The organism is Pseudomonas sp. Leaf434, assembly GCF_001425545.1.
Taxonomy (GTDB): Bacteria; Pseudomonadota; Gammaproteobacteria; order Pseudomonadales; family Pseudomonadaceae; genus Aquipseudomonas; species Aquipseudomonas siliginis.
The window spans coordinates 167,279-191,257 of record NZ_LMQZ01000010.1 but is presented as its reverse complement, the minus strand read 5'-3'; the positions used below and the strand labels follow the sequence as shown (position 1 = coordinate 191,257).

At 59.4% G+C, this 23,979-nt stretch carries 27 protein-coding genes, 1 tRNA gene and 1 pseudogene; 23 read left to right on the top strand and 6 right to left on the bottom strand.

The window, feature by feature from the left end; genetic code table 11:
• Window positions 1-27: 27 nt before the first annotated feature.
• From ASG55_RS21380 to ASG55_RS21370, 3 genes are all read right to left on the bottom strand, one after another.
• Entirely contained in the window at window positions 28-1,947 is a 1,920-nt protein-coding gene (locus tag ASG55_RS21380; RefSeq protein WP_056790175.1) for an alkaline phosphatase D family protein, read from the bottom strand.
• 71 nt (window positions 1,948-2,018) lie between these two features.
• On the bottom strand, window positions 2,019-2,753 hold the full coding sequence (locus tag ASG55_RS21375; protein WP_056790172.1) for a hypothetical protein: 735 nt from the start codon (window positions 2,751-2,753) through the stop codon (window positions 2,019-2,021).
• A 100-nt stretch (window positions 2,754-2,853) separates the two neighbouring features.
• Window positions 2,854-3,219, bottom strand: coding sequence for a hypothetical protein (locus tag ASG55_RS21370; protein WP_016773311.1), 366 nt, complete (start codon window positions 3,217-3,219; stop codon window positions 2,854-2,856).
• A gap of 115 nt (window positions 3,220-3,334) precedes the next feature.
• Between ASG55_RS21370 and ASG55_RS21365 the strand changes: the two genes are divergently transcribed.
• Complete coding sequence (locus tag ASG55_RS21365) at window positions 3,335-4,084, top strand: hypothetical protein (protein ID WP_056790170.1); 750 nt, start codon at window positions 3,335-3,337, stop codon at window positions 4,082-4,084.
• Window positions 4,085-4,118: 34 nt separating this feature from the next.
• On the opposite strand, the gene ASG55_RS21360 is transcribed toward ASG55_RS21365, so the two are convergent.
• Window positions 4,119-4,448 carry a hypothetical protein gene (locus ASG55_RS21360; protein WP_016773313.1) on the bottom strand — a complete coding sequence of 110 codons (330 nt, stop codon included), beginning with the start codon at window positions 4,446-4,448 and terminating at the stop codon, window positions 4,119-4,121.
• Window positions 4,449-4,668: 220 nt separating this feature from the next.
• Between ASG55_RS21360 and ASG55_RS21355 the strand changes: the two genes are divergently transcribed.
• Window positions 4,669-4,887 carry a DUF6429 family protein gene (locus ASG55_RS21355; RefSeq protein WP_236708192.1) on the top strand — a complete coding sequence of 73 codons (219 nt, stop codon included), beginning with the start codon at window positions 4,669-4,671 and terminating at the stop codon, window positions 4,885-4,887.
• Between the two features lie 171 nt (window positions 4,888-5,058).
• Window positions 5,059-5,416 (top strand): annotated as a pseudogene (locus tag ASG55_RS27325) (DUF7079 family protein).
• A gap of 182 nt (window positions 5,417-5,598) precedes the next feature.
• On the opposite strand, the gene ASG55_RS21350 reads toward ASG55_RS27325, so the two are convergent.
• A tRNA-Leu gene (locus tag ASG55_RS21350) sits at window positions 5,599-5,683 on the bottom strand.
• Between the two features lie 108 nt (window positions 5,684-5,791).
• On the opposite strand from ASG55_RS21350, the gene queA reads away from it, so the two are divergent.
• From queA to ASG55_RS21320, 6 genes are all read left to right on the top strand, one after another.
• A complete protein-coding gene (queA, locus tag ASG55_RS21345; protein WP_016773315.1) occupies window positions 5,792-6,856 on the top strand; it encodes a tRNA preQ1(34) S-adenosylmethionine ribosyltransferase-isomerase QueA in 1,065 nt (354 codons plus the stop codon).
• Between the two features lie 14 nt (window positions 6,857-6,870).
• A complete protein-coding gene (gene tgt, locus ASG55_RS21340; RefSeq protein ID WP_160768392.1) occupies window positions 6,871-7,986 on the top strand; it encodes a tRNA guanosine(34) transglycosylase Tgt in 1,116 nt (371 codons plus the stop codon).
• Between the two features lie 43 nt (window positions 7,987-8,029).
• Window positions 8,030-8,368, top strand: a complete 339-nt coding sequence (yajC, locus tag ASG55_RS21335; protein WP_016773317.1) for a preprotein translocase subunit YajC — start codon at window positions 8,030-8,032, stop codon at window positions 8,366-8,368.
• 65 nt (window positions 8,369-8,433) lie between these two features.
• A complete protein-coding gene (gene secD / locus ASG55_RS21330) occupies window positions 8,434-10,302 on the top strand; it encodes a protein translocase subunit SecD (RefSeq protein WP_016773318.1) in 1,869 nt (622 codons plus the stop codon).
• Between the two features lie 9 nt (window positions 10,303-10,311).
• Window positions 10,312-11,226: a protein translocase subunit SecF gene (gene secF, locus ASG55_RS21325; protein ID WP_041479932.1), complete on the top strand. Its 915-nt coding sequence runs from the start codon at window positions 10,312-10,314 to the stop codon at window positions 11,224-11,226.
• A 121-nt stretch (window positions 11,227-11,347) separates the two neighbouring features.
• Window positions 11,348-11,896, top strand: a complete 549-nt coding sequence (locus tag ASG55_RS21320; RefSeq protein WP_041479931.1) for a glycine zipper 2TM domain-containing protein — start codon at window positions 11,348-11,350, stop codon at window positions 11,894-11,896.
• Window positions 11,897-12,139: 243 nt separating this feature from the next.
• Here ASG55_RS21320 and suhB read toward each other — a convergent pair whose 3' ends face one another.
• Window positions 12,140-12,958, bottom strand: coding sequence for a type III secretion system regulator SuhB (gene suhB / locus ASG55_RS21315; RefSeq protein ID WP_016773320.1), 819 nt, complete (start codon window positions 12,956-12,958; stop codon window positions 12,140-12,142).
• Between the two features lie 144 nt (window positions 12,959-13,102).
• On the opposite strand from suhB, the gene trmJ reads away from it, so the two are divergent.
• The 14 genes from trmJ (at window position 13,103) to ASG55_RS21245 (ending at window position 23,977) form a co-directional block, all read left to right on the top strand.
• Window positions 13,103-13,873, top strand: a complete 771-nt coding sequence (gene trmJ, locus ASG55_RS21310; RefSeq protein WP_041479930.1) for a tRNA (cytosine(32)/uridine(32)-2'-O)-methyltransferase TrmJ — start codon at window positions 13,103-13,105, stop codon at window positions 13,871-13,873.
• A 3-nt stretch (window positions 13,874-13,876) separates the two neighbouring features.
• Window positions 13,877-14,653 carry a serine O-acetyltransferase gene (gene cysE / locus ASG55_RS21305; protein WP_024014221.1) on the top strand — a complete coding sequence of 259 codons (777 nt, stop codon included), beginning with the start codon at window positions 13,877-13,879 and terminating at the stop codon, window positions 14,651-14,653.
• Between the two features lie 240 nt (window positions 14,654-14,893).
• On the top strand, window positions 14,894-15,385 hold the full coding sequence (gene iscR, locus ASG55_RS21300) for a Fe-S cluster assembly transcriptional regulator IscR (RefSeq protein WP_016773323.1): 492 nt from the start codon (window positions 14,894-14,896) through the stop codon (window positions 15,383-15,385).
• Between the two features lie 50 nt (window positions 15,386-15,435).
• Window positions 15,436-16,650: an IscS subfamily cysteine desulfurase gene (locus ASG55_RS21295; protein ID WP_016773324.1), complete on the top strand. Its 1,215-nt coding sequence runs from the start codon at window positions 15,436-15,438 to the stop codon at window positions 16,648-16,650.
• A gap of 100 nt (window positions 16,651-16,750) precedes the next feature.
• Window positions 16,751-17,137 carry a Fe-S cluster assembly scaffold IscU gene (iscU, locus tag ASG55_RS21290; protein WP_003227907.1) on the top strand — a complete coding sequence of 129 codons (387 nt, stop codon included), beginning with the start codon at window positions 16,751-16,753 and terminating at the stop codon, window positions 17,135-17,137.
• 34 nt (window positions 17,138-17,171) lie between these two features.
• Window positions 17,172-17,495, top strand: coding sequence for an iron-sulfur cluster assembly protein IscA (gene iscA, locus ASG55_RS21285; RefSeq protein WP_003227904.1), 324 nt, complete (start codon window positions 17,172-17,174; stop codon window positions 17,493-17,495).
• Window positions 17,496-17,503: 8 nt separating this feature from the next.
• The gene (hscB, locus tag ASG55_RS21280; protein WP_056790165.1) at window positions 17,504-18,025 is read left to right on the top strand and encodes a co-chaperone HscB; all 522 of its coding nucleotides are present in this window, start codon (window positions 17,504-17,506) and stop codon (window positions 18,023-18,025) included.
• Between the two features lie 50 nt (window positions 18,026-18,075).
• Window positions 18,076-19,941, top strand: a complete 1,866-nt coding sequence (hscA, locus tag ASG55_RS21275) for a Fe-S protein assembly chaperone HscA (protein WP_039761433.1) — start codon at window positions 18,076-18,078, stop codon at window positions 19,939-19,941.
• Window positions 19,941-20,282, top strand: coding sequence for an ISC system 2Fe-2S type ferredoxin (gene fdx, locus ASG55_RS21270; protein ID WP_016773327.1), 342 nt, complete (start codon window positions 19,941-19,943; stop codon window positions 20,280-20,282). Before hscA ends, fdx begins: the two co-directional genes overlap by 1 nt.
• 14 nt (window positions 20,283-20,296) lie before the next feature.
• Entirely contained in the window at window positions 20,297-20,497 is a 201-nt protein-coding gene (gene iscX, locus ASG55_RS21265) for a Fe-S cluster assembly protein IscX (RefSeq protein WP_056790162.1), read from the top strand.
• Window positions 20,498-20,584: 87 nt separating this feature from the next.
• Entirely contained in the window at window positions 20,585-21,010 is a 426-nt protein-coding gene (ndk, locus tag ASG55_RS21260) for a nucleoside-diphosphate kinase (RefSeq protein WP_024014216.1), read from the top strand.
• A gap of 28 nt (window positions 21,011-21,038) precedes the next feature.
• Window positions 21,039-22,187, top strand: a complete 1,149-nt coding sequence (gene rlmN / locus ASG55_RS21255) for a 23S rRNA (adenine(2503)-C(2))-methyltransferase RlmN (protein WP_024014215.1) — start codon at window positions 21,039-21,041, stop codon at window positions 22,185-22,187.
• 12 nt (window positions 22,188-22,199) lie between these two features.
• Window positions 22,200-22,958, top strand: a complete 759-nt coding sequence (gene pilW, locus ASG55_RS21250; protein WP_016773330.1) for a type IV pilus biogenesis/stability protein PilW — start codon at window positions 22,200-22,202, stop codon at window positions 22,956-22,958.
• Entirely contained in the window at window positions 22,958-23,977 is a 1,020-nt protein-coding gene (locus ASG55_RS21245) for a RodZ domain-containing protein (RefSeq protein WP_056790159.1), read from the top strand. The genes pilW and ASG55_RS21245 overlap by 1 nt, the downstream gene beginning before the upstream one ends.
• Window positions 23,978-23,979: the final 2 nt, after the last annotated feature.

Sequence of the window (23,979 nt, the reverse complement as noted above, 5' to 3'; positions counted from 1 at the left end):
CTCGCTCCCACAGATCAGCGCATGGCTTTAGTCCGGCGCATTTGCAAACTCCGGCGCCAGCATCCTCGTCTTCTCCGCCCCATTCGAGTTGTGCTGAACAATCTCGCTCGGCTGCCCCTGTTCATTGAAAAACACCTGTCCGATCCCCGCCGAATTCCACAGCCGTTCCCCGGCCTCGGCATGTTCCGGCGTGTACGGGACGATGCGCATCAGGCGGCGTTTGGTGAACCAGTTCAACGGTGAGCGTGGTGAGTAGAGCCAGCGGTTGAGGCGGTCGAACCATTCCAGCAGGGTCGGTGGGAATTCGTTCTTGATGCCGCTGCTGGTGATCTGCCAGATCCGTGGGCCGGCCTTGCGGTGGCGGATCAGGACTTCGTAGACGAAGGAATAATGCACATCGCCGGACAGCACCACGTAGTTTCCGGGTGTGCGCGAGTGTCGGAAAATGTTCAGGATCACCTGCGCCGCGCCGCGATGGGCCATCCAGTTTTCCGCGTCGACCAGCAGCGGATAACCGCACCAGCTGAACACTTTCTGCACGGTTTCAATCAGCTTGACGCCAAAGATCGGCGCCGGCGACACGATGATTGCCGAAGGGTGATCGAGCAGTTCCTGTTGCAGTTCGCTCAAGGCTTCCCAGTCGAGCAGGCCCGACGGTTGCTTGAGGGCCATCTCGCTGCGCCAGCGCCGGGTGCGCGTATCTATCACCACCAGTGCCGGACTGCTCGGCAACACAAAATGCCACTGCTGATAACGCAGCAACTGATCAATCAGATCGTCCTGCACCGGCATGTCCAGATAGCCGTCATCACCGCTGGCGCTCAGTCGTGCGGTTTGCTCCAGCACGTCCTTGAAGGCATCCGGATTGTTGCCCCAACCCTGGCACAACAGATAAGCAATCAGCGCGTTGCCGATAATGCGCTTGGAAAACGGATGGCCGTAGGCGGTTTCCTCCCACTGCGCAGAAAGATTCCAGTCATCGGTGATGTCGTGATCATCGAAAATCATCAGGCTCGGCAGATGCGCCAGCGCCCGCGCGACATTGCCCAGGCCCGTCTTGAAGGCATCGATGCGCGTCTGCTCGAGGTGGTAGCGCTTGCGGCGTTCCGGCGTCAGCGTCGGCGCGCTCGGATTGATCAGCGACCACGGCGTCGGCGACCACACCAGCATGTACATGGCCATGACTTCGGCGAACGTCACCAGGTGATTGTCGGCACTGCTGCTGGTGAAAATCGGCTTACGCGCGCCACCGAAAAATCGCTCGCGCAAGGTCTCGTTGCTCTCTAGCGCCGGTAATAAATCCGCACGGTGGTAGTAGCTGGCCGGGTGTTGGTAGAGCTTGGCGCTGTCGCTGACCACGGCACCGTCAAGGTGCTCATCGAACAGACCGAGACGCTCGATCAGGGCATGAATCGCCCGCAGCATCGGGCCGGCGACGTCGTCGGCATAGACCTGATCACCACTCATCATCAGCAACGCCGGACGGTGTTGCGCATCGGCTTCGTCGGCCAGCAATTGATCGACGCAGAGCAAACCGTCGGTTGCCGGATGATGTGGCTTGCGGCAGGAACCGTGGAGCAATTGATCGATCCGCGAACGCACGACGAGGTTCGCGCAGGTAGCGCCGGGGAAAAGCAGATGAGGCGCCCACTCAGCCATACCGATGGCGTCGTCGATCAGCAGGTCGTAATCGATAAACGTGTCGCAGGGCAGGGCGCTTTCAAGCTGAACGTCTATCAGATGCACGAACGCATGACGGCCTACGGCAATGACCGTGCATTTCTCTGAGTCGAGCGGAATATCTCCTACACCTTGCAGGCGCAAGGTCAGCGCCAGTTCACGCGAGCCCACCAGCCACAGCACCACGCGCGTCGGCTCCAGCCGCCGCAGCAGCGGGCCGGCCAGGACAGGAGGCAGAGAGATCAGGTCATCAGGTGTTGAAAACATTGAGGGCAAGGTTCAAGGCGCACAGGCCGGCGATGATAGCGCAGCCGGCGCCTTGATCCCTTAAATCAGCCTTAAGAGTCGGCTTTTTGCAGTTTCAGCGCCAGCAAACGCCACTCCCCAGCCGTCGCATCAACCCGTGGCAATTCCTGCACGGAGCAATCGAAACGGTAGGTGACATCGTCGCCATTCATGTTGCGCGCAGTGACGCTGTTGCTGAAGCTGTAGACCTGATCCTTGTAGCGATGACTGACCAGCGCTTTGCTGTCAGCAAAACGCGCCGAAGCGGGATAACGCAGGGTGCTGGTGACAAACGGGCTGCACATGACATACGCGATCATCGATTTGTCGGCCTGTGTGTCGCCGCGCAACTTCTTGTTCAGCGCGGCGAGGGCCATGCGACCCTCGTAGTCGCTTTGATTCAGCACCGTTTGTACCGCCATTGATTTCGGCGCCCGGCTGACGTTATTCGGCAACAGTGCGGAGTCCGGCGGGGAAGGCTTGTCGTCCGCTTCGATGGCAGCAAAAACCGGCGCATCTTTCAGCTCGGTGACGGGCGTGACTGCCTCGGCTTCAGGCAACACAGAGGTCGACTCGACGACTGGCGTGTTTTGCGCCTGCGCCTCGTGATCGAACGACGAAGGAAACAGCGAAAAGGTGATCGACAACATCACCAGCCCGACAATGAACCCACCCGCCGCGCCAACGATGTTGCCGTAGAAAATATTCCAGCTGCCGCGGTTCTTCACCACCCAGCGCCACATGAAACCCCAGACAGCGACGAACGCCAGAAAACGCAAAAACTCCATTTGATCCTTTCCTTACCTTTCAACAATCCAAGCGCGGCGCGAGACGATCAGCGAGCACCGACGATGCGCGGCAAGATAGCAAAATAGACGCGCCGTCCGGCTACGGTTGCGGAAAATAATTCGCCGCCAGAAAAATCAACGTGACCATGCCGGCGGCAACGCCACAGGCGCCCGCGAGCAGTTGACGTGCAACCGGATGCGCCGGCTGTCGACGCTTGGCGATCCACAACCACACACCCGCCAGAACGCCCGCGCTGGTCATGAACACCACCAGGCTGTTATGCAGTCCCGGCGCTGCCATAGTGGTGCCGAACAGCCCGTCATAAAGCAGTGTGAAGACAATGCCCGCCACCACAGCGCTGCCCGCTCCGGCAAGGTTTGCCAACAACAGATTCCAGTGCCCGCGCTGTCGCACCACCCAGAACCACATTGCCGCCATGACCACTAAACACAACACAGCATCCATCGGATTTCTTTCCTTGCCACGAGACAGAGGCGACAACTTGTTCGCCTGTTGAGAGTGGACGGAACGATAGCAAAATAGTAGCGTCGCGCCATGCCTTCTCTGTAATGGACTACCCATGTTTTCCACAACCCGTTTGCTGCAACTGCTCGGCGCTCTCACCCTTGCCGTCTCCATTACCCCAGCCTTCTGCTTCGCGAAAGAACACCCGCAAGCCAGCTGGGATTACTACCTCGCCAATTGCCAGCGGATGCAGGAAACAATCGCCGACGTCCAGAGCGGTCGCGTCTCCGCTGCCTATGCACTAACGTCCGGCCTGCAAGACAGCCTCGCCTCCATGAACGAGCGCCGCCTTAACCTGCTCCCGCAACACCTCGACTCCAGCGAGTACGCCCACTGCGAAAACGTCGCCGCCCACGCCGAGGCAACCCTGGCCCAAGGCAAAGCCGAGTTCGCCGCGCAAATGCAACGCGGTGTGGAGGAGGGCAGAATTGCACACCAGAACTCCCCCGCCTACCAACGCGCCCGTTCCCTCGGCTACAGCGACGTCGGCGACATCTCTTTCCTGAAACTGCACGAAGACACCGACGGCGAAGCCCGCCTGAAAACCATGCTGATTACCGTCGACGAAATCTGCGGCCAATACTTCCGCGCCACGCAATACGTGAAGCCCTATGTGATCTACACGGTGCGACCGTCGGATGGCGGCTGTGGCGAAGTGAAGCGTGTTGCGATAGTTGGCGGGGGGCAACCAGAGAAGGGCGACTACATTGATCCCAATGGCGAATTTCAGTACATGGGCTGGAAAAAACTGGTGGGCGCTGACGGCTTCCCAACGGATATTCGAGTGCTGAAAGCACGTCGCTGACAGGAGAGATACCGGCATGGTTGTAGCGCGGCACTCAAAGAATGTCGCGCAGATACCCTTTCAGCGCGAGCAGCGGCTGACCCAGCTGCTCCACCGACCGCGCCTGAGCCAACTCCGCCGACAACTTGCGCAACTCCCGCCCCAACGGCTTCTCGACCCCACCCAAGGCATCCAGCGCCAGGTTCAGGCATTCGTTCATCTTGAACTGAATGGCCTCGACATCGCCGCGTTTCACCAGTAACTCGAAAACGTCTTTCTGATAATCGCCCATGACCATGTCATCGCGCAGGATCGGGCTCAGGCCTTCTTCTTCGTAGGCAAGTTTGAGGGAGAAGAGGGCGACGGTTTCCAGTGAGGTTTCCATGGGGATGTCTGTCAGTGAAGTGAAGGGCTTGAGCCCGATGCGCGAAGTACCAGCGGAAGTCTATTTTGCGGGCGCGATTATACGGGCGGTCATCGCATGCGAGGCAACCAGCAATCGGCCATCTAAACTCTCAAGCTCGCGCAGCATTGACATCCACTTTGATACGACGCTTTGATTACAAAAACTGAACATCAGCGGAGTGACCATCATGGAATACGACATGAAACTGATCGACGACGCCGTCCTTGCTCTCCTGGCTGCCTATAGCTCCGACGACGGCAATGCGTGGAAGGGCTATGACTTCGAAATCATGAACCGCTTGCACGAACAGGGTTTGATCAGTAATCCGGTGAACAGGAACAAGTCGATATGGTTGACGAAGGAAGGGATGGAGCGGGGGCGGGAGATTGCTGAGCGGATGTTTGGGGCTAAGGAATAGGTTGGGCAAGCGCCCGATTATGGACTTGAGCTGTTGCTCGGCAAAATGACGTCAGTTTTGGCCATGGCTCGCCATAGCGATATGCATACGATTGTCGTCGGTGCGGTTACACGCAGATCTGCAGACGAAACGGTAGCGAGTTACTGGATAAGGAATCGGAGGATTTTTGCATTGGGACATCATCTGAATGAACCACAACTGACTAGGGTCAGAGATGCCTTATCGGAGCCTTTCAATCATTTCCCCACTGATTACGACTACGTCGTTCGTCAGCTCAAGGGCGTTGATCCAGCGGTGCTCTACAAGATTTTTTATTCAGAAGTAGCACCAGTGTGGTTTCACAAACATTGCTGCAGTTCTGCCCACTGTATGGACTGGGTTCGACCCTGATTGGCTCAGATCCGAGATAGAGGAGAGGCTCGCGGCGCGACGGCGCAATTGGTTTCGCAGGCAGTACGACAGATTATTGGTGCGTTGGTTGGAGTACAACTATGACTACATGTGGAAGGAGATAGCCTCTAGGCTATGAGGACGGTTGCATGCGGTTTGGTATTCCTCGATGGTAAAAGCCACCTTTTGTTTCACCTATGCGGTGATTCAGGTCGCTTCAAGCTCAATCGTCGGGCGGGGCTTTAGTGGTCGGCATTGCACCAACCACTTTCCACCAGACGAAAAAAAGGCCCTGCTTTCGCAAGACCTTTTCCTCTGTGTTGGTGCCCCGAGGGAGACTCGAACTCCCACTCCTTTCGAAAACGGATTTTGAATCCGCCGCGTCTACCAATTCCGCCATCAGGGCTCAATGGCGGCGAAGTATAGAGAGGTGATTACCGTTGGTCAATCACGTTTCATGGTCAATTTTTGATATTTCCGCTAGACTTTCCGGCCCTGCTAGACGAACCCCATCATGCGCGTTGCTGACTTTACTTTCGAGCTTCCTGATTCGCTGATCGCCCGCCATCCGTTGGCCGAGCGTCGCGGTAGTCGCCTGCTGACCCTTGATGGGCCGAGCGGCGCCCTGGCACACCGTCAATTCACTGATTTGCTTGAGCATTTGCGCCCGGGCGATTTGATGGTGTTCAACAATACCCGGGTGATTCCGGCGCGGCTGTTCGGGCAGAAAGCGTCCGGCGGCAAGCTGGAAATTCTCATCGAGCGCGTGCTCGATGCGCACCGCGTGCTGGCTCATGTGCGCTCCAGCAAGTCGCCGAAGCCGGGTTCGAAGATCCTTATCGACGGCGGTGGCGAAGCCGAGATGCTCGCGCGTCATGATGCGCTGTTCGAGCTGGGTTTTGCCGAGGAAGTGTTGCCGCTGCTCGATCGCGTCGGGCACATGCCATTGCCTCCTTATATAGACCGCCCGGATGAAGGCTCGGATCGCGAGCGTTATCAGACCGTGTACGCCCAGCGTCTGGGTGCGGTCGCTGCGCCGACGGCGGGGCTGCATTTCGATGAGCCGCTGATGCAGGCGATTGCCGCCAAGGGCGTCGAGACTGCGTTCGTGACGTTGCACGTCGGCGCGGGGACGTTCCAGCCGGTGCGCGTCGAGAAGATCGAAGATCACCACATGCACAGCGAGTGGCTGGAAGTCGGCCAGGATGTGGTCGATGCAGTCGCTGCGTGCCGTGCGCGGGGCGGTCGGGTGATTGCGGTCGGCACCACCAGCGTGCGTTCGCTGGAGAGCGCGGCGCGCGATGGTGTGCTCAAGCCGTTCAGTGGCGACACCGACATCTTTATCTATCCGGGCCGGCCGTTTCATGTGGTCGATGCCCTGGTGACCAATTTCCATTTGCCGGAATCCACGCTGTTGATGCTGGTTTCGGCGTTTGCCGGTTATCCCGAAACCATGGCCGCCTACAAGGCCGCCGTGGAAAACGGCTACCGCTTTTTCAGTTACGGGGATGCGATGTTCATCACCCGCAATCCCGCTCCAACTGCCCCTGAACAGACAGGCCCAGAGGAAACAGAATGAGTCGCGAATGTCGAATGTCCTTTGAGCTGCTGGCCACCGATGGCAAGGCTCGTCGTGGTCGCCTGACCTTTCCCCGTGGCACCGTCGAGACCCCGGCGTTCATGCCGGTCGGCACCTACGGCACGGTCAAGGGCATGCTGCCGCGCGACATCGTCGCCACGGGCGCGGAAATCATTCTGGGCAACACCTTTCACCTGTGGCTGCGTCCTGGCACTCAGGTGATCAAGGAGCACGGCGACCTGCACGATTTCATGCAGTGGAAAGGCCCGATCCTCACCGACTCCGGCGGCTTCCAGGTGTTCAGCCTCGGCGCGATGCGCAAGATCAAGGAGGAGGGCGTGACCTTCGCTTCTCCGGTCGACGGCGCCAAAGTGTTCATGGGCCCGGAAGAGTCGATGCAGGTGCAGCGCGATCTCGGTTCCGACATTGTGATGATCTTCGACGAATGCACGCCGTATCCGGCTGACGAAGACGTCGCGCGCGTATCGATGGAATTGTCGCTGCGCTGGGCGCAGCGTTCGAAGAATGCCCACGGCGACAACACCGCGGCGCTGTTCGGTATCGTCCAGGGCGGCATGCATGAAAACCTGCGCATGCGCTCGCTCGAAGGCCTCGACAAGATCGGCTTCGACGGCCTCGCCATCGGCGGTCTGTCGGTGGGCGAACCGAAGCACGAAATGATCAAGGTGCTGGATTATCTGCCGGGCCAGATGCCCGCTGACAAACCTCGTTACCTTATGGGCGTTGGCAAACCGGAAGATCTGGTTGAGGGTGTGCGCCGCGGGGTGGACATGTTCGATTGCGTGATGCCAACCCGTAATGCCCGCAATGGGCATCTGTTCATCGATACCGGTGTGCTGAAGATCCGTAACGCGTTCCATCGCCATGATGAATCGCCGCTGGATCCGACCTGCGATTGCTACACCTGCCAGAACTTCTCGCGCGCTTATCTGCATCACCTGGACAAGTGCGGCGAAATGCTCGGCAGCATGCTCAATACCATCCATAACTTGCGCCATTATCAGGTGCTGATGGCTGGTTTGCGCGAGGCTATTCAACAGGGTACATTGGCCGCCTTTGTCGATGCCTTCTACGCCAAACGCGGACTTCCCGTCCCGCCTTTGGACTGAGTTTTCTGACCCCAAGATTCAACATTTGCAACTGGAGTGCTAAATGAGCTTTTTTATCTCTAACGCCATGGCTGACGCAGCTGCACCGGCTGCTGCAAGCCCAATGGGCGGCGGCTTCGAGTGGATTTTCCTGGTCGGCTTCCTGGTCATCTTCTACCTGATGATCTGGCGTCCACAGGCCAAGCGCGCCAAAGAGCAGAAGAACCTGCTGAGCAGCCTGCAGAAGGGCGACGAAGTCGTGACCACTGGCGGCATCGCCGGCAAGATCACCAAGGTTGCCGATGACTTCGTGGTTCTGGAAGTTTCCGACACCGTGGAAATGAAGTTCCAGAAAGGCGCCATCGCCGCCACGCTGCCAAAAGGCACGCTGAAAGCGATCTAAGAGCAACAACTTCTACTCAATCGACGGGGCGCGCAAGGCGCCCCGCGTTCATAACGGGCGGCGTGATGCTGAACAAATACCCTCTGTGGAAATACATTCTGATCCTGGCGGTGCTGGCGATCGGTCTGATTTATTCCGCTCCCAATCTTTATCCTGATGACCCGGCCATTCAGATCAGCGGCGCCAGCACGGCTCTGCAGGTCAATGACGCCGATCTGGCTCGCGTCAGCACAGCGCTGAAAGAGTCCGGCATCAACGTCAAGGCGGCTACGCTGACGGCAGGCGGCAAGGGCGGTCTGATCCGTCTGAGCAAGGCTGAAGACCAGCTGCCGGCCAAGGATGTTGTGCGCAAGGCATTGGGTGATGACTACGTCGTCGCGCTGAACCTGGCACAGACCACGCCGCAATGGTTGCGCAACCTCGGTGCGCACCCGATGAAGCTGGGTCTGGACTTGTCCGGTGGTGTGCACTTCCTGCTCGAAGTGGACATGGACAAAGCCCTCGATGCGCGCCTGAAAGTCTACGAAGGCGACGTCAAGAGCCTGCTGCGCAAAGAGAAGCTGCGCTATCGCAGCCTGCCGCAACTGGGCGGTGCCATTCAGTTGGGCTTCAGCGATGAAGATTCTCGCGAACAGGCCCGTGCGCTGATCCGCAAGAACTTCAACGATTTCGACATTGTTCCGGCCGATCTCAACGGTCAACCGGTGCTGCGTCTGGCGATGACCCCGGCCAAGCTGGCGGAAATCCGTGAATACTCCATCAAGCAGAACCTGACCACGGTACGTAACCGCGTCAACGAGCTGGGTGTTGCCGAACCGATCGTGCAGCGTCAGGGCGCCAACCGCATCGTGGTTGAGCTGCCGGGCGTGCAGGACACTGCCGAAGCCAAGCGTATTCTCGGCAAGACGGCCAACCTCGAGTTCCGTCTGGCCGCCGAGCCGGGCGCTTCGAAAGCCACTTCCGAGTCGTTCGAATTCCGCGAAGGCAACCGTCCGCCAGCGCAGATCGAGCGTGGTCTGATCATCACCGGTGACCAGGTCACCGACGCCAAGGCCGGTTTCGGCGAGCACGGCACGCCTGAAGTGAACATCCGTCTGGATGGCCACGGTGGCGAGCTGATGAGCCGCGCGACCCGCTCCAACGTCGGCCGCAGCATGGCGGTGATCTTCATCGAACAGCGTCCGGTCACCACTTACACCAAGCAAGTGGTTGATGGCGTCGAGAAAGACGTTGCGGTGCAGACGTTCAAGGAGGAGAAGAAGATCATCAGCCTGGCGACCATTCAGTCGCCGCTGGGTGCGCAATTCCGCATCACTGGCCTGAACGGTCAGGGCGAGTCGTCCGAGCTGGCACTGCTGCTGCGTGCCGGTGGTCTGGCTGCACCGATGTACTTCGCTGAAGAGCGCACAATCGGTCCGAGCCTGGGTGCTGACAACATCACCAAAGGTATCGATGCTTCCCTGTGGGGCATGCTGTTCGTGTCGCTGTTCATCATCGCCATCTACCGCTTCTTCGGCGTCATCGCCACCGTCGCGCTGGCGGTGAACATGGTGCTGCTGCTGGCATTGATGTCGTTGCTGGGCGCCACGCTGACCCTGCCGGGTATCGCCGGTATCGTCCTGACCATGGGCATGGCGGTCGACGCCAACGTACTGATCTTCTCGCGGATTCGTGAAGAGATCGCCGCCGGCATGACTGTGCAGCGGGCAATCAACGAAGGCTTCGGCCGGGCATTCACCGCGATTCTCGACGCCAACCTGACCACCTTGCTGGTCGGCGGCATTCTCTTCGCCATGGGCACCGGCCCGGTGAAGGGTTTCGCAGTGACCATGTCCCTCGGGATCTTTACCTCGATGTTCACGGCCATCATGGTGACCCGCGCAATGGTCAACCTGATCTTTGGCGGACGTGACTTCAAGAAGTTGTGGATTTAAGGGGCTGCCATGTTACGTACAATCAACTTCATGGGCGTTCGCAACTTCGCGTTCGGCGTCACCGTGTTGCTTACCGTCATTGCCTTGTTCAGCGTCGCCACCAAGGGCATGAACTGGGGTCTGGACTTCACCGGCGGTACGCTCATCGAGCTGACCTACGAGCGTCCGGCCGATGTCACCAAGGTGCGCGAGCAACTGGCGACCTCCGGTTATCACGAAGCCGTGGTGCAGAACTTCGGCGCCACTACTGACTTGCTGGTGCGCATGCCGGGTGAAGACCCGCAGCTGGGCCATCAGGTCGCAGACGCATTGCAGAAAGTCGGCGGCGACAACCCGGCGACGGTCAAGCGCGTCGAGTTCGTCGGCCCGCAGGTTGGTGAAGAACTGCGCGACCAGGGCGGCCTCGGCATGCTGCTGGCGCTCGGCGGCATCCTGATCTACCTGGCGTTCCGCTTTCAGTGGAAGTTTGCGGTCGGCGCCATTGTGTCGCTGATCCACGACGTGATCGTGACCGTGGGTATCCTCTCGTACTTCCAGATCACCTTCGATCTGACTGTGCTGGCGGCGGTGCTGGCGATCATCGGTTATTCGCTGAACGACACCATCGTGGTTTTCGACCGGGTACGTGAGAACTTCCGTGTGCTGCGCAAGGCGACGCTGATCGAGAACATCAACATCTCGACCACCCAGACCCTGCTGCGCACCATGGCGACGTCGATCTCCACGCTGCTGGCCATCGCGGCACTGTTGTTCTTCGGCGGCGACAACCTGTTCGGCTTCTCCATCGCGCTGTTCATCGGTGTACTGGCGGGTACCTACTCGTCGATCTACATCGCCAACGTGGTGCTGATCTGGCTGAACCTGACCACCGAGGATCTGATTCCTCCGGCCAACACCGACAAGGAAGTCGACGACCGTCCATAACGGCCAGCGATTTCCCGGCTGTCAGCCGACAAAAGGCGCGAGTTGAACTCGCGCCTTTTTTTGTGCTCCAAGGCTGGGAGAAGCGCGGGCGCGTCCCGCATGTGATGGTCAGGAGGTTCATGTGAACAAGTCGTTGCTGGTTGGTGCGGTATTGGGTGCTGTCGGTGTCACAGCCGGGGGTGCTGTTGCCACCTACAGCCTGGTTAAAAGCGGCCCTGAGTATGCGCAAGTATTAGCCGTTGAGCCGGTCAAGACACAGATCAAGACTCCACGTGAAGTATGCAAGGATGTAACCGTGACCCGGCAGGCGCCGGTCAAGGATCAACACCAGATTCTCGGCACGGCGATCGGTGCCGTAGCCGGTGGTTTGTTGGGTAATCAGGTGGGCGGCGGTACCGGCAAGAAGATTGCCACCGTGGCCGGTGCAGTTGGCGGCGGTTATGCCGGTAACAAGGTGCAGGAAGGTATGCAGAACCGCGACACCTACACCACTACGCAAACTCGCTGCAACACGGTCAATGACATCAGCGACAAGGTCGTCGGCTACGACGTGCGTTACTCGCTCGATGGCAAGGAAGGCAAGGTGCGGATGGATCGCGATCCGGGCAACCAGATTCCGGTCGACAAGGAAGGCAAGCTGATCCTGTCGCAGAATGAGCCGGCTCAGTAAGGCTCCACAGTTGTGAAAAGAAGCACCCTGCGGGGTGCTTTTTTTGTGCTCGCGATTCAGGGCAGCGCGCGATTCTCACCTGTGGGAGCGAGCCTGCTCGCGAATACGGTCTAACAGTGGATATTTTCTTTGCTGACACGCCCCATTCGCGAGCAGGCTCGCTCCCACAGGGAATTGTGCTGTTTGGAATTGCAGACATAAAAAAAGCACCCCGTAGGGTGCTTTTTTGGTTTCGCGGAAAGCTTAGCGCTTCAGCGAAGCCGGCAGGTGCGGCTGGATCGCCGTCAGCACTGCCTTGAAGCATTTGGTGTTGCCGGCAACGATGTGGCCTTTCTCAAGGAAGTCGTGACCACCGGTGAAGTCGCTCACCAGACCGCCGGCTTCTTGAATCAGCAGGGCGCCTGCAGCCATGTCCCACTCGGACAGGCCCGATTCCCAGAACGCATCGAAACGACCGGCAGCTACGTAAGCCAGGTCCAGGCTCGCCGAACCGGCGCGGCGGATGCCGGCAGTCTGGCCAACCAGAGCGCGGAACATGCCCAGGTAGTTGTCGAGGTTGTCCATCTGGTCGTCACGGAACGGGAAGCCAGTGCCGAGCAGGGCGCCGTCGAGGCTGGTACGACCGCTGACGCGCAGACGACGACCGTTCAGTTGAGCGCCGCGACCACGGCTGGCGGTGAATTCTTCCTGGCGAACCGGGTCCAGAACCACTGCGTGCTCCAGGCGGCCACGATATTTGCAGGCAATGCTCACTGCAAAGTGCGGAATGCCACGGAGGAAGTTGGTGGTGCCGTCCAGCGGATCGATGATCCACAGGTACTCTTCGCCTTCGATGCCGGTGCCAGCGTGCAGGCCGGTTTCTTCACCCTGAATCGAGTGGTTCGGGTAAGCCTTGCGCAGGGCATCGATGATTTTCTGTTCAGCGGCGCGATCGACCTCGGATACGTAATCCTTGGCGTCTTTTTCGTCGACCTTGATGGTATCCAGGCGCTCGATGGAGCGGAAGATCAGTTCACTGGCGCTGCGGGCGGCGCGCAGCGCGATATTCAGCATGGGCTGCATGGATGTGTCACCTAAGGTTGTTAAAGAAAGCCGCGCATTCTATCAGAACTTTTCTTCAGGTGAAGGACGCTGTTCGCTTTCATAGCTTAACGGTAGGCTGTTCTGTAAGATTTGCCCCCTTTCCTGTGTCCGAGAGCGCCTCCCTTGCTGCAGAACATTCGTGTCGTCCTGGTCAACACCAGCCACCCCGGCAACATCGGCGGGGCCGCGCGCGCCATGAAAAACATGGGTCTGTCGCGACTGGTGCTGGTCGATCCGCGGGTCTTCCCGCACCACGAGGCCGATGCCCGCGCCTCCGGTGCCGGTGACATCCTTGAAAACGCGCAAGTCGTCGCCACCTTGGAAGATGCTCTGGTCGGCTGCAATCTGGTGCTCGGCACCAGCGCCCGCGACCGGCGTATTCCCTGGCCGCTGCTCGATCCGCGCGAATGCGGCAACAAGGTGGTCGAGGAAGCCGGGCAGGGCGCGGAGATTGCTTTGGTGTTCGGCCGTGAAGATTCCGGCCTGACCAACGAAGAGCTGCAGCGATGTCACTTCCACGTGCACATCCCTTCCGACCCGACGTTCAGTTCGCTGAATCTCGGGGCGGCGGTGCAGGTGTTGAGTTATGAAGTGCGCATGGCCTGGCTGGCCGCACAGGGTCAGCCAAGCAAGGTCGAGAAAGAAGAAGTGGCCTCGGTGAAAAGCGCCGAGCTGGCGACCATGGATGAGCTGGAGCGATTCTATGAGCACCTGGAGCAGACGCTGGTTGCCATCGAATTCCTCGACCCGGAAAAGCCACGCCACTTGATGGCGCGCCTGCGCCGGTTGTACGGACGCAGCTCGGTCAGCCGGGCGGAAATGAATATTTTGCGTGGCATCCTCACGGAAACCCAGAAAGCGGCCCGTGGCGAGCTTCTAAAGCGGAAGGATTGAATGATGTTTGAGCGTTTGCGTGAAGATATCCAGAGCGTATTCCATCGAGACCCGGCGGCACGTAACGCTTTTGAAGTCCTGACCTGCTACCCCGGCATGCATGCGATCTGGATTCATCGTCTGGCCGGCATGCTCTGGCGCAACGAGCTGAAATGGCTGGCGCGGCTGGTGTCGAACTTTGGTCGCTGGCTGACCGGGATCGAGATTCACCCGGGCGCCAAGGTCGGTCGGCGTTTCTTCATCGACCACGGCATGGGCATCGTCATTGGTGAAACCGCCGAGATCGGCGACGACGTTACTATCTATCAGGGTGTGACCCTCGGCGGCACCAGCTGGAACAAAGGCAAGCGTCACCCGACACTGGGTGATGGCGTGGTGGTCGGCGCTGGCGCCAAGGTGCTTGGACCGTTCACAGTCGGTGCTGGTGCCAAAGTCGGCTCCAACGCTGTCGTGACCAAGGAGGTGCCGCCGGGCGCCACTGTAGTGGGGATTCCGGGGCGGATCATCGTCAAGACCGACGAAGAGCAGGACGCCAAGCGCAAAGCCATGGCGGAAAAGATCGGTTTCGACGCCTACGGTGTCAGCGAAGACATGCCCGACCCGGTGGCTCGCGCCATTGGCCAGTTGCTCGATCATCTGCAGGCAGTGGACGGGCGTCTGGAAGGCATGTGCGGCGCACTGAAGGATCTGGGCAGCAATTACTGTGCGAAAGATCTGCCTGAACTGCGTGAAGAAGACTTCGCTTGCGTCAAGGGCAAGGACGAATCGAAAGCCGGCTGAACCGCGGCGCTGCTTTTCGCGAGCAGGCTCGCTCCCACAAGAGCAATGCATTCCAATGTGGGAGCGAGCCTGCTCGCGAAGAACGATCACGCGGTTCCGCTGGCTGTCCGCAGCCCGTCTTTGCTATAGTGCGCGCGCTCTTTTGCGGGTAAACCCGACTAAAGCACTAGGTCTTATAGTTGACTTAAATGCTCGGGAATTGCATACTCCCGCCCATTCCGAACTCCGTGGTAACTGTCCATGCGACTGACTACAAAAGGCCGATACGCCGTGACCGCCATGCTTGACCTGGCGTTGCACGCGCAGCACGGGCCGGTGTCTCTGGCCGATATCTCCGAGCGCCAAGGCATCTCCCTGTCCTACCTCGAGCAGCTGTTTGCCAAGCTGCGCCGCAGCAACCTGGTTTCCAGCGTTCGCGGTCCGGGTGGTGGCTACCAGTTGTCCCGCGACATGCAGGGCATCCAGGTCGCCCAGGTGATCGATGCGGTGAACGAATCGGTCGATGCCACCAAGTGCCAGGGCCAGGGCGATTGCCATTCCGGTGATACCTGCCTGACCCATCATCTGTGGTGCGACTTGAGCCTGCAGATTCACGAATTTCTGAGCGGTATCAGCTTGGCCGACCTTGTCACTCGCCGTGAGGTACAAGAAGTGGCCCAGCGTCAGGACCAGCGCCGTTGCAGCAGCAAGGCGCCACGCCTGGACAAGATTGAAGCGTCCGCCGTCGAATGACAGCCGAAGAGCTACCCGCGGCACGCCAGCCCTGATTTAGGAGATAGTCCATGAAATTGCCGATTTACCTTGATTACTCTGCAACCACCCCGGTTGATCCGCGCGTTGCGCAGAAAATGAGTGAATGCCTGCTGGTCGACGGAAACTTCGGTAACCCGGCGTCCCGCTCCCACGTGTTCGGCTGGAAGGCTGAAGAGTCCGTCGAAAACGCCCGTCGTCAGGTGGCCGATCTGGTCAACGCCGACCCGCGCGAAATCGTCTGGACCTCCGGTGCCACCGAATCCGACAACCTGGCGATCAAGGGCGCGGCACATTTCTACGCCTCCAAGGGCAAGCACCTGATCACCAGCAAGATCGAGCACAAGGCTGTCCTCGACACCATGCGCCAGCTGGAGCGTGAAGGCTTCGAAGTGACCTACCTCGAGCCGACCGAAGACGGTCTGATCACCCCGGCAATGATTGACGCCGCACTGCGCGAAGACACCATTCTGGTGTCGGTGATGCACGTCAACAACGAAATCGGCACCATCAACGACATCGCTGCAATCGGCGAGATGCTGCGCGCCAAAGGCGTGCTCTTCCACGTCGACGCGGCTCAGTCCACCGGCAAGGTCGAAATCGATCTGCAGAAGCTGAAAGTCGACATGATGTCGTTCTCTGCCCACAAGACTTATGGCCCTAAAGGCATCGGCGCGCTGTACGTCAGCCGCAAGCCGCGTGTGCGCATCGAAGCGACCATGCACGGCGGCGGTCACGAGCGCGGCATGCGTTCCGGCACCCTGGCGACCCACCAGATCGTCGGCATGGGCGAAGCGTTCCGCGTAGCCAAGGAAGACATGGCCGCTGAAAACGTGCGCATCAAAGCCTTGAGCGATCGCTTCTACAAGCAGGTCGAGCATCTGGAAGAGCTGTACGTCAACGGCAGCCTGACCGCCCGCGTTCCGCACAACCTGAACCTGAGCTTCAACTACGTTGAAGGCGAGTCGCTGATCATGGCACTCAAGGATCTGGCGGTATCGTCCGGTTCGGCCTGCACCTCGGCGTCGCTGGAGCCTTCGTACGTACTGCGCGCCCTGGGCCGCAACGACGAACTGGCACACAGCTCGATCCGCTTTACCTTCGGCCGTTTCACCACCGAAGAAGAAATCGACTACGCCGCGCAGAAAGTCTGCGAGGCCGTTACCAAGCTGCGCGCTCTGTCGCCGCTGTGGGACATGTACAAAGACGGCGTCGATATCTCGAAAATCGAGTGGGCGGCACACTAACTATAGAAGCCGCCGGATACAGATCCTGTAGCGACGCGGCGTTAACGCAGCGCAGTTGCAGGGTCTCAAGAGCGGCCCTGATGAGTGAGGATTGAGAATCATGGCTTACAGCGAAAAGGTCATCGACCACTACGAAAACCCGCGCAACGTCGGCAAGATGAACGCGGAAGATCCTGATGTCGGCACCGGCATGGTCGGCGCTCCGGCGTGCGGCGACGTGATGCGTCTGCAGATCAAGGTCAACGACCAGGGCGTTATCGAAGACGCCAAGTTCAAGACCTACGGTTGCGGTTCGGCAATCGCCTCCAGCTCCCTCGCTACCGAGTGGATGAAGGGCAAGACCCTGGACGAAGCCGAAACCATCAAGAACACTCAGCTGGCCGAAGAACTGGCCCTGCCGCCAGTGAAAATCCACTGCTCCGTGCTCGCTGAAGACGCTATCAAAGCGGCTGTTCGCGACTACAAGCAGAAGAAAGGCTTGATCTGAATTTCAAGATTCGGCGACGAGTAAGGAGTCAACGATGGCTATCAGCATGACAGAAGCGGCTGCTCGACACGTGCGGCGCTCCCTCGATGGGCGCGGCAAAGGTGAAGGGATTCGTCTGGGTGTTCGCACCACAGGCTGTTCCGGCCTTGCCTACGTGCTGGAGTTTGTCGACGAGGTAGTGGCGGAGGATCAGGTGTTCGAGAGTCACGGCGAAAAAGTGATCATCGACCCGAAAAGCCTGGCCTACCTGGACGGCACCGAGCTCGACTTCGTCAAGGAAGGGTTGAACGAGGGCTTCAAGTTCAACAACCCCAACGTGCGCGGTGAATGTGGCTGCGGCGAAAGCTTCAACATCTGAGGCTGGTCGTGGGTATTCCTTGTCATTTCGCTTTATTCGAGCTGCAACCGAGCTTTCGCCTGGACCTCGAGCAGTTGGCCACGCGCTACCGTGAGTTGGCGCGCGGCGTCCATCCTGACCGCTTTGCCGATGCTTCCGAGCGCGAGCAGCGCTCGGCACTCGAGCAATCGGCGCGGCTCAACGACGCCTACCAGACGCTCAAGAGCCCGGCCCAGCGCGCACGCTACCTGCTGAAAATCAGCGGGCATGAAGTGCCGATGGAAGTCACCGTCCACGATCCCGAGTTTCTTCTGCAGCAGATGCAATGGCGCGAAGAGCTCGAAGATCTGCAGGACAGCGCTGACCTCGACGGTGTCGCGGTATTCAAGCGTCGTTTGAAGACGGCTCAGGAACAGCTCAACGAAAGCTTCGCAGCCTGTTGGGATGATGCAGCGCAACGCGAGCAGGCCGAACGCCTGATGCGGCGCATGCAGTTCCTCGACAAGCTCACCTACGAAGTGCGCCAGCTGGAAGAGCGCCTCGACGATTAACCCAGTGCTGCCCTGATTGCACGCTGACAGACAGACAAGACCTGATCACCATGGCTCTACTGCAGATCGCCGAACCCGGCCAAAGTCCTCAACCGCACCAGCGCCGTCTGGCTGTGGGCATCGACTTGGGTACTACCAATTCGCTGGTCGCTGCGCTGCGCAGTGGTCTTTCCGAACCGCTGGCCGACGCCAACGGGCAGGTCATCCTGCCGTCCGCCGTGCGTTATCACGCCGACCGCGTCGAAGTCGGTGAGTCCGCCAAGCTGGCGGCATCCTCCGATCCTCTTAACACCGTGCTTTCGGTCAAGCGCTTGATGGGTCGTGGTCTGTCCGACGTCAAGCAATTGGGCGAGCAACTGCCGTACCGCTTTGTCGGCGGCGAATCGCACATGCCGTTCATCGACACCGTGCAAGGACCGAAAAGCCCGGTTGAAGTCTCCGCCGATATCCTCAAGGTCCTGCGTCAGCGCGCTGAAGCGACCTTGGGTGGCGAACTGGTTGGCGCGGTAATCACCGTTCCTGCCTACTTCGACGATGCGCAGCGTCAGGCCACCAAAGATGCGGCCAAACTCGCCGGTCTGAACGTGTTGCGTCTGCTCAATGAGCCGACCGCTGCTGCTGTGGCGTATGGTCTGGATCAACATGCTGAAGGCCTGGTTGCAATTTATGACCTTGGCGGCGGTACCTTCGATATTTCGATTCTGCGTCTGACTGGCGGCGTCTTTGAAGTTCTGGCCACTGGCGGCGACAGCGCGCTGGGCGGCGATGACTTCGATCATGCGATTGCCGGCTGGATCATCGAGAGTGCTGGCCTGTCCGCCGATCTCGATCCGGGCGCACAACGCAATCTGCTGCAAACCGCCTGCGCGGCCAAAGAAGCTTTGACCGATGCAGCCAGTGTGGAAGTGGCTTACGGCGACTGGAAAGCGCAACTGACCCGCGAAGCCTTCGATGCGCTGATCGAGCCAATGGTCGCGCGCAGTCTGAAAGCCTGCCGCCGCGCGGTTCGCGATTCCGGTATTGAACTGGAAGACGTCCACGCTGTGGTCATGGTCGGCGGTTCGACCCGCGTGCCACGTGTTCGTGAAGCCGTTGCCGAAGCCTTCGGTCGTCAGCCATTGACGGAAATCGACCCGGATCAAGTGGTGGCCATCGGGGCCGCGATCCAGGCCGACACCCTGGCTGGCAACAAGCGCGATGGCGGCGAACTGCTGCTGCTCGACGTGATTCCGCTTTCCCTTGGTTTGGAAACCATGGGCGGTCTGATGGAGAAGGTGATTCCGCGCAACACCACCATCCCGGTCGCCCGCGCTCAGGACTTCACCACCTATAAAGACGGCCAGTCGGCCATGGCGATCCACGTGTTGCAGGGTGAGCGCGAGCTGATCAGCGACTGCCGCTCTCTGGCTCGCTTCGAATTGCGCGGCATTCCGGCGATGGTGGCCGGTGCGGCGAAAATTCGCGTGACCTTCCAGGTCGACGCCGACGGTCTGCTCAGCGTGTCTGCCCGTGAATTGGGCTCGGGCGTTGAGGCGAGCATTCAGGTCAAACCTTCCTATGGTCTGACCGATGGCGAAATCGCCAAGATGCTCAAGGATTCGTTCCAGCACGCCAATGACGACAAGGTCGCCCGCGTTCTGCGTGAGCAGCAAGTCGATGCCCAGCGCCTGCTCGAGGCGGTGCAGGGCGCGCTGGAGGCCGATGGCGAGCGATTGCTCGACGCCGAAGAGCGTATGGTCATCGAACTGCAAATGCAGGAACTGGCCGAACTGATGAAAGGTACCGATGGCTACGCCATCGAGCAGCAGACCAAGCGTCTGTCGCAAGTGACCGATGCTTTTGCTGCCCGCCGCATGGATCTGACGGTGAAAGCCGCTCTGTCGGGGCGCAACCTGAATGAAATCGAGGATATCTGATGCCGCAGGTCATTTTTCTGCCCCACGAGAAGTTCTGCCCTGAAGGCATGGTGGTCGAGGCTGCGCCCGGCACATCGATTCTCGAACTGGCCCACGAACACCATATCGAGATGGAAAGCGCGTGCGGCGGCGTCTGCGCCTGCACCACCTGCCACTGCATCATCCGCGAGGGTTTTGACTCGCTGGAAGAGGCTGACGAGCTGGAAGAGGATTTCCTTGATCGTGCCTGGGGCCTTGAGGCGCAATCGCGTCTGGCTTGCCAGGCCATCGTCGGTGAGGAAGACCTCACCGTCGAGATTCCGAAATATTCGCTTAACCATGCGGCCGAAGCGCCGCACTGACTGGTAAGACTGTCATGAGCTACGGTTGGAATGATGTTCAACGCATTGCAGAAGAGCTGGCCGAGGCCCACCCGGGTACCGATCCGTATTCTGTTGGTTTCGTCAAACTGCAGCAGATGATCAAGTCACTCCCCGATTTTGACGACACCTCTGGTAGCGTTGGCGAGAAGGTGTTGGAAGCGGTCCAGACCCTTTGGGCCGCAGAATTGGACTGATCGTCTCGCAGGTTAGGCAATACCCAAGAACCCGCGTATAATTCGCGGGTTTAATTTTTCGCAAATTACCGTTTCTGGAGTTACACCATGGCTGTTCAACGTACTTTCTCCATCATCAAGCCTGACGCCGTTGCTAAAAACGTGATCGGCAAGATCACCACTCGCTTCGAAGACGCTGGCCTGCGCGTTGTAGCTTCGAAACTGAAGCAACTGTCCAAAGCCGAAGCCGAAGGCTTCTACGCTGAGCACAGCGAGCGCGGTTTCTTCGGTGACCTGGTTGCTTTCATGACTTCCGGTCCGGTTGTCGTTCAGGTTCTGGAAGGTGAAAACGCTATCGCTCGCAACCGTGAGCTGATGGGCGCTACCAACCCTAAAGAAGCTGCTGCCGGCACCATCCGTGCTGACTTCGCTGAATCGATCGACGCCAACGCCGTTCACGGTTCGGACTCCGAAGCTGCTGCCGCTCGCGAAATCGCTTACTTCTTCGCAGCTACTGAAGTAACCACTCGCTAAGCATTGCTTGCAGAGTGAAGGTGAATCCATGACTACATCGACTGTTAAAACAAACCTGCTGGGTCTGACCCAGCCGGAAATGGAAAAATTCTTCGACTCAATCGGGGAGAAGCGTTTCCGTGCCGGTCAGGTAATGAAATGGATTCACCACTTTGGCGTCGATGATTTCGACGCCATGACGAACGTCAGCAAAGCCTTGCGCGACAAGCTCAAGGCCATTGCTGAAGTGCGTGGTCCGGAAGTGGTCAGCGAGGACATCTCCAGCGACGGCACCCGTAAATGGGTGGTGCGCGTGGCGTCCGGCAGCTGCGTCGAGACCGTGTACATTCCCCAGGGCAAACGCGGCACCTTGTGCGTTTCGTCCCAGGCAGGCTGTGCCCTGGATTGCAGTTTCTGCTCCACCGGCAAGCAAGGCTTCAACAGCAACCTCACCGCCGCCGAAGTCATCGGTCAGGTGTGGATTGCCAACAAATCTTTCGGCAGCGTCCCGGCCACCGTCGACCGCGCCATCACCAACGTGGTGATGATGGGCATGGGCGAGCCGTTGCTGAACTTCGACAACGTCGTCGCCGCCATGCATCTGATGATGGATGACCTCGGCTACGGGATCTCCAAGCGCCGCGTGACCCTGTCCACCTCGGGTGTGGTGCCGATGATCGATGAGCTGGCCAAGCACATCGACGTATCCCTGGCGTTGTCCCTGCACGCACCGAATGACGCATTGCGTAACCAATTGGTGCCGATCAACAAGAAATATCCGCTTAAGATGCTGCTCGAGTCGTGCCAGCGCTACATGTCCGCCCTTGGCGAGAAACGTGTGCTGACCATCGAGTACACCTTGCTCAAGGACGTCAACGACAAGCTTGAGCACGCAGTGGAAATGATCGAGCTGCTTAAAGACATCCCGTGCAAGATCAACCTGATCCCATTCAACCCGTTCCCGCACTCCGGGTACGAGCGGCCGAGCAACAATGCCATCCGCCGCTTCCAGGATCAGTTGCATCAGGCCGGTTTCAACGTCACCGTGCGCACCACCCGTGGTGAAGACATCGACGCCGCATGTGGTCAATTGGTAGGGCAGGTGCTGGATCGCACCCGTCGCAGCGAACGTTACATCGCCGTGCGCGAGTTGAGCGCCGACAGCGATCTGGCACAGAACGCCGCGAACACTAACTAAGAGAGGATCTCTATGTCCCTGCGCTTTGCGCTGCTGTTGCTGTTGGCCAGCCTGTGCGCTGGCTGTGTCCTGTCGGGTGACTACAATCCGATGAAGACCAGCAAGGGCCGCGATGAAGCGCGGGCTGCCTACGTGCAGCTGGGGCTGGGCTATCTTCAGCAAGGCATGACCGAGCGCGCCAAGGTGCCACTGAAGAAAGCGCTGGAGCTGGACGGTTCCGACCCCGATGCCAATGCGGCCCTCGGTCTGGTGTTTCAGGCCGAGATGGAGCCGGCACTTGCCGACGAGCACTTTCGCAAGGCCCTGTCCTCACGTCCCGCCGATGCGCGCATCCTCAACAACTACGGCAGTTTTCTCTACGAAGAACAGCGCTACAAGGAAGCCTACGAGCGTTTTGAACAAGCGGCCGCCGATACCCTGTATCCTGAGCGCTCGCGGGTCTTCGAAAACCTCGGCATGACCGCCGCTAAGCTTGGCCAGCGTGATCTGGCCCAGCAACAGCTGGAAAAGGCGCTGCGCCTGAATCGCCAACAACCGCGCGCATTGCTGGAAATGGCTGAGTTGTCCTTCGAAGACAGGCATTATGTGCCCGCGCGTGACTATTACGACCGTTTCAGCCAGCTCACCGAACAAAATGCACGTAGTCTATTGCTCGGCGTTCGGCTGGCAAAAGTGTTTGAAGATCGCGACAAGGCAGCCAGTTACGGTCTGCAATTAAAACGACTCTATCCCGGTACGCCGGAATATCAGCAATACCTGTCGGAGCAATGATGAAAGCGGCGCATCCCGAAGTTGTAGCAGCGAATCGCGTAAATCCCGGTGAGACCCTGCGCCAGGCCCGCGAAAGCAATGGCTGGTCGCTGGCCGAAGTGGCCCTCAAGCTCAACCTCACCGTGACGTCCCTGAGCAATCTTGAAGCCGGCGCTTTCGACAAGCTGCCGGGGCATACCTTCGCTCGCGGTTACATTCGCGCCTATGCCAAATTGCTCGGCATGGACCAGACCGTTCTGGTTCAGCAATTCGACCAGTCCACCGGCACCGATTCCCAGGGCAGCAACGTTCATGCCCTCGGTCGTATCGAAGAGCCGGTGCGCGTTTCCCACACCATTTTGCGTATCGTCAGCCTGTTGCTGCTGATCGCGGTCATCGGTGGCGGTTTCGTCTGGTGGCAGGATCAGACCTCGCAGCGCACCCGCGATCTGACCAGCCTGGCGCCTGAACACGTCGAAGTCGAAGGCGCGGACGGCACCACGCAGATCCACCCGATCGACGAGCCGGAAGATCAGGCTGTCGCCGAAAATCAGGCTGACAATTCGACATCGCTGGCCTTGCCGCAGTCGGAAACCAGTGCTGAATCCACCGGTGCCGAGTCCGCAGCGCCAGCAACCGAGCCGGCTGCCCCGGCAGTTGCGCCAAGCGCTCCGGCACCGACGCCTGCGCCAGTGGTGGCGGCTCCGGCCACTCCAGCGCCGAATGTCCCAGCGACAGCTGCCCCGACCGCGCCGGTTGCTCAAGCGCCAAGCGCTGAAGCAGCTGCGCCGGTCGCCGGCGAAGGCCAGGTGCAGTTGCAGTTCACCGGCGATTGCTGGGCACAGGTGACCGATGGCCGTGGCAAAGTGATTTTCAGCGGCCTGAAGCATAAAGGCGACAGCGTGAGTGTTTCCGGCAAGCCGCCGCTCGCCGTACGTCTGGGCGTTGCCCGCGCGGCACAGGTCAGCTACAACGGCCAACCGGTCGATATCGCTCCGTTCACCAGTGGCGAGACTGCTCGCCTGAAGTTGGGTCAATAAGT